Raw genomic sequence first — 5,735 nt, 5'->3', positions numbered from 1 at the left:
CGCCTGCCAGTCAACGGCGGTCAGCGATCCCGGCGCGGTGCCGTGTCCCGGCAGCCTCGGCACCACCGCCACGAACCCCTGCTGCTGATAGGCTTTTGCCAGATAGCGCACGCTGTAGGGCGAGTCCGTCAGCCCGTGCAGCAGCACCGCGGTGCCGCGCGGCTTTCCCTCCGGCAGCAGCACGAAGGAGCGGTTCCAGTTAGGTTGAAACTTCTCCGGGTAGACCTCGCTTTGGGCATAAAAACGGTTGAGCGGCGTTTTTTCATTATCTGGAAGCGCATCCGTCAGCTGGGTTTTCATCTGCTGAAAAATAGCCCCCTCCCGCGCCAGATATCCGGCGAAGGTGGTGCGGTCAATCTCAGCCGCCGACATTTCATCGGCGGACCAGGTATGCCACGAATGCAGCGCAGGCCCGCGCTGGGTTTCATAAATACGTCCGGCAAAAAAAACGCCAATCACGATAAGCAGGCCCACGGCGATTTTTTTCACCAGCGAGGCGACTTTTAAACCAGCTTTATTCAGGTGTCGGGTAAAGCGCATCATTGCCATATCGCTGTCCATTTTCTTTGCCGTAGATGACGACCGTTGGCGCATTGGTGTTTGTGTGATTAAAGCCTGCGAGATGCTTTTTAAACATAGACTAAACCGAAAGGCTATTCTTATTGTCAGAAGCGGAGCAAAAGACAATTATCGCCGGGAATATAACAGGCCAGAGAGAAAGAGATGGAGTGGTGGGTAAAAAAGGTCTGCACCGAAACGACCCGCGTGGTTTTACAAAGCGGCCAGCTGCTGATCATTGCCGAGATTGAACCCTGCCGCTGCGGCTTAAAAATCGGCGATAAGCTCACGCCGCTGGCGAACGCCCGCTACCGCATCAACGACGACCCCTCGGTGACCCTCAGGGTGCAAAAGGCGACGCACTTCAGCCCCGAGCGCTGGGCAGATAGCGCGCATTCCGAGGCCGAATAGCCGCCAGTAATAATCACCAACTGTTTCTATTTGCAGTATTTTCATCGCTCAGCCGGTGAAATTCCCCTTCGCTCTTTTCGGTCTGTGACATACTATCGAACACGTCAGCAGACCTGAAACAAGGAGCGAACGATGAACCACAAGGCCGCCAGTCTGACCCCGGAACAAGCGCTGAGTCAGCTAGAAACGCAGTATGAGCAGTCGGTCAATGCGCTACGTAAAGCCATTGGCGAGTACATCAACCACAACGTGCTCCCTGACGAGAGCGTCCGTACCCAGGGGCTGTTTGTCTATCCGCTGCTGTCCGTTTCGTGGGATGGCGCCGATCACAAGGCCCTCAAAACCCGCGCGTGGGGCCGCTTCACCCACGCCGGCTGTTACACCACCACCATTACCAATCCTAAGCTCTTTCGCACCTACCTCCTCGAACAGCTGACCCTGCTGTATGAGGATTACGGCGCGCACATTAGCGTTGGGCTTTCGCAGCATGAAATTCCCTACCCTTACGTGATCGACGGCTCCGCGCTGACCCTCGATCGCTCGATGAGCGCGGGCCTGACCCGCCATTTCCCGACCACCGAGCTGTCGCAGATTGGCGATGAAACCGCCGACGGGATATTCCACCCGACCGAAAACCACCCGCTTTCCCACTTCGATGCCCGACGCGTCGATTTCTCCCTCGCCCGCCTGCGCCACTACACCGGCACGCCGGTCGACCATTTCCAGCCGTACGTCCTGTTCACCAACTACACCCGCTACGTGGATGAGTTCGTGCGCTGGGGCTGCAGCCAGATCCTCGATCCCGACAGCCCCTATATTGCGCTCTCCTGCGCTGGCGGGATCTGGATCACCGCGGATACCGAAGCGCCGGAGCAGGCCGTGTCCGACCTGGCATGGAAAAAGCACCAGATGCCCGCCTGGCACCTGATCACCAAAGATGGTCAGGGGATCACCTTGATTAACATCGGCGTTGGCCCTTCTAACGCCAAGAATATCTGCGATCATCTGGCGGTGCTGCGCCCGGACGTGTGGCTGATGATTGGCCACTGCGGCGGCCTGCGCGAAAGCCAGACCATCGGAGACTACGTGCTGGCGCACGCCTATCTGCGCGACGACCACGTGCTCGATGCGGTGCTGCCGCCGGATATCCCGATCCCCAGCATTGCCGAGGTCCAGCGCGCGCTGTACGACGCCACCAAGCAGATCAGCGGCATGCCGGGCGAAGAGGTTAAGCAGCGGCTGCGCACCGGGACGGTCGTCACCACCGACGATCGCAACTGGGAGCTGCGCTATTCCGCCTCGGCGCTGCGCTTCAACCTCAGCCGCGCCGTCGCGATTGATATGGAAAGCGCGACTATCGCCGCTCAGGGCTATCGCTTCCGCGTCCCTTACGGCACGCTGCTGTGCGTCTCTGATAAGCCGCTGCACGGTGAGATAAAGCTCCCCGGCCAGGCCAACCGTTTTTATGAAGGGGCTATTTCAGAGCATTTGCAGATTGGCATTAAGGCCATCGACCTCCTGCGGGCCGAAGGCGATCATATGCATTCGCGCAAGCTGCGCACCTTCAACGAACCGCCTTTCCGCTAGCTTCCCTTCCCCGTACTCCCCCGGGCGCAACCCGGCGCCCGGGGGCTCTAATGCCGGGAAACGCCCCATCCTCTGGTCGCCATGCGCCACCTCCCGACGCCGAAAGGCTATCTCTTCATCACCGCCCTTTATCATTATGATAATAATTATCGCCGCGCAGATGATAATCACCCGGCAACGGCGGCGGCCTCTCCCGCAGGCAGCGTCGTTTCGCCAATAAGTTCGATCGGCATCACAGTTGGCGACCCCGAAAAACCCATTCCTTTGAGCTGGCATACCTATTGCTACTTCTCGCCCGATAGGCAAAAACGTCTTTACGACCGTTATGCCGCGCAACAGACATCCCCCGCAGCTGCGGCAGTGCGACCTACGGTGACACCATCCGTCGGGCGTCGTTCGTATAAGAGACAGGACCTGGAAACGGAGAAAAATATGACCACTACGCTGGTTGGCAATGAAGTCGCGCGCGTTGATGGCCTGGCCAAGGTGAGCGGCAAGGCTATTTACGGCGATGATATTAAAATGGCAAATATGCTGTACGGCGTTTGTCGTTTTGTCGATATTCCTGCAGGACGCATTGATACGCTCGACTTATCTGCGGCGAGGAGCGTTCCTGGCGTGGTGCGTATTGCCACGTGGGAGGATATTCCCGGCGAGAAGAGCCTTGGCGTTATCATTCCCGACTATCCCCCCATCATTCGCGATGAAATTGCTTATCGCGGTGATGTCATTGCGGTCGTCGCCGCCGAAACCTATGAAGCGGCGTGCCTTGCCGCGGAAAAGATTGCTATAACCTACACGCCATGGCAGCCCATCGTGTCGCCAGAAGAGGCCATGAAGCCCGGAGCGCGCTTAATTCATAGCGAACTCGACAGCAATATTATTAATCACCACCACACCGTCAAAGGCGATATCGACAGCGGCTTTGCCGCCTCTACGCATATTTTTGAACGCGAGTACGAGGTGGGGTTTCAGGAACATGGCTATATAGAACCGGAATCCATCACCGCCTGGATCGATAACAACGAGCAGGTGATGACCATTAGCGGCTCGATTCAGAACGCCCACCGGATACGCGGGATCGTGGCAAAATACCTCGCCCTTCCGCAGTCGCGGGTCAACGTTAAGCGCTCGATACTGGGCGGGTCCTTTGGCGGCAAGGACGATATTATCGACAATATTGCCTGCCGGGCCGCCCTGCTGGCGCATCTGACCTCCCGCCCGGTCAAGATCTCCTACAATCGGGAACAGTCGATGCGGGAGAGCTATAAACGCCATCCCTATAAGATGAAGTACAAGATTGGCCTCGATGATGAGGCCCGCATTCAGGCGATTAAGGTCGATATTATCGCCGATGGCGGCAGCTACTCCGGGCAGACCATGTTCGTAACCTGGCGCAGCTCCGTGCAGGCCGCCGGGCCTTACAACATTCCCAACGTGCGGGTCGACGTGACGGGGGTCTATACCAACAATAACTACACCTCCGCCTATCGCGGCTACGGCGCTCCGCAGGTGATTTTTGCCAATGAATCGCTGATGGACGAGGTTGCCGAAGCGATGGGGCTCTCCCCGGTCGAGCTGCGCCTGCGCAATATTCTCCGCCAGGGCGATACCAGCATGGCCGGGCAGGTGTTTGATAATCATACGGTCTCCGCGCAGGAGGTCCTCGAAAAAGCCATGGCGAAAGCGGAGTTCGTCGCCAGGCGTGAGCACTATCGCAAGCTCAACGCCGAGGGCGGGCCGGTGCGCTACGGTATCGGCCTGGCGCTCAGCCATCGCGGGTGCTCCCTCGGCGCGGAGGGCCTGGACGCCTCATCGGCGCTGATGCAGGTGAACGCCGATGGCAGCATCAACATTTCAACCTCCGTCTCTGAAAACGGCCAGGGTTTGCAAACCACCATGTCGCTGATTACCGCGGAAGCCTTCGGCATCGGACTGGATCGCGTGATGTTCTCTGAACCTGACACCTCGATGATCGCCGACGGCGGCTCTACCGTCGCCTCCCGCGGCACGCTGATGGGCGGCCAGGCCATCCTGAGCGCCGCCAATAAAATCAAGAACCGGATGGCCAACGCCGTCAGCCAGCGGCTGGGGGCCGCCGGTATCGACGATCTGGTGTGGCAGGAGGGGAAGGTCTTCAATCGGCACCAGCCGCACACCACCCTGACCTTTCAGGAAGTTGTCGATTTGACCCGGGCGACGGGCGCCAACCTCTCCTCCTACGGCTGGCACGTGGCGCCGGCTATCCACTGGGATGAGGAAAAAGGCTGCGGCAGCCCCTATTTCACCTGGGTCTACGGCTGCCAGATCGCCGATATTGCGCTGGATACCCGCACCGGCAAGATTGCCATCAATAACGTCGTCGCCGCCCACGATGTGGGTAAGGTGATCAATCCCGTCGGCTTTGCCGGTCAGGTCTACGGCGGCGTGCTGCAGGGAATGGTGGGATACGGCATGCTGGAGGATTTTAATACCGAAAACGGGACCGTGAAATCCGAGAATTTTGACACCTATCTGCTGCCCACCATCCAGGATATGCCCCATATCGATATTATCGCCGTCGAAAACCACGACCGCGCCGGGCCTTTAGGCGCCAAGGTCATCGGCGAGCCGGTCCTTGAGCTGGGAGCCGCGGCGCTTAACAACGCGGTCTGCTTCGCCCTGGAGAAGCGGAACCGTCAGCTTCCCCTGACCCTCGAGCGCGTACGCATCGGCTATAACCTGAAAAAACCCGAGCGCCAGAGCGAACTCATGGCGGAGGGAGCGGAGCATAAGCAGGTTCTGCGCCTCAATACGCTGCGCATGGCGACGCCGAAAAATCTGGACGAGGCGCTGCAGCTGCTGGCGCGGGAAAATAGCCAGCCCATCGCCGGCGGGACCGACGTACTGGTACAGGCGCGGTTGAAAACCGACGAGGTTGAGCTGGTCAATATTGCGGGGCTTCAGGAGCTCAGGCAGATAGAAGAGCTTAACGACGAGCTGATTATCGGCTCAGGGGTCTGCTTTACCGACCTGGTCAGACACCCGCAGATTAAGGCGCGCTACCCTCTGCTGGTCACGGCCTGCAAAACTATCGGCTCTCTCCAGCTGCGCAACCAGGCGACGATCGGCGGGAATATCGTTAACGCCGCGCCCTGCGCCGACTCGGTTCCGCCGCTGATTATTTATGACGCCAGGCT

At 58.9% G+C, this 5,735-nt stretch carries 4 protein-coding genes; 3 read left to right on the top strand and 1 reads right to left on the bottom strand.

What is annotated here, in order from left to right:
• Window positions 1-543, bottom strand: a 543-nt coding sequence (locus PFH44_RS24375; RefSeq protein ID WP_463671574.1) for an alpha/beta hydrolase, incomplete at its 3' end; no start/stop codon positions are given.
• Between the two features lie 180 nt (window positions 544-723).
• Between PFH44_RS24375 and PFH44_RS24370 the strand changes: the two genes are divergently transcribed.
• The 3 genes from PFH44_RS24370 to PFH44_RS24360 form a co-directional block, all read left to right on the top strand.
• Window positions 724-969, top strand: a complete 246-nt coding sequence (locus tag PFH44_RS24370; RefSeq protein WP_283826427.1) for a histidine kinase — start codon at window positions 724-726, stop codon at window positions 967-969.
• Between the two features lie 132 nt (window positions 970-1,101).
• Entirely contained in the window at window positions 1,102-2,556 is a 1,455-nt protein-coding gene (locus tag PFH44_RS24365) for an AMP nucleosidase (RefSeq protein WP_283826426.1), read from the top strand.
• A 432-nt stretch (window positions 2,557-2,988) separates the two neighbouring features.
• A partial coding sequence (locus PFH44_RS24360) for a molybdopterin cofactor-binding domain-containing protein (RefSeq protein ID WP_283826425.1) occupies window positions 2,989-5,735 on the top strand: 2,747 nt, incomplete at its 3' end.

This window comes from Klebsiella sp. Ech2A, assembly GCF_030078455.1.
In the GTDB taxonomy this organism is placed as follows: Bacteria; Pseudomonadota; Gammaproteobacteria; order Enterobacterales; family Enterobacteriaceae; genus Klebsiella; species Klebsiella terrigena.
Note: the sequence above shows the minus strand (reverse complement) of the source record. Positions and strands in the feature narration are given on the sequence as shown.

What these genes read in the sequence shown, in the direction of transcription:
- PFH44_RS24370 (WP_283826427.1), top strand. Translation starts at nt 724, where the DNA reads ATGGAGTGGTGGGTAAAAAAGGTCTGCACCGAAACGACCCGCGTGGTT.
- PFH44_RS24365 (WP_283826426.1), top strand. Translation starts at nt 1,102, where the DNA reads ATGAACCACAAGGCCGCCAGTCTGACCCCGGAACAAGCGCTGAGTCAG.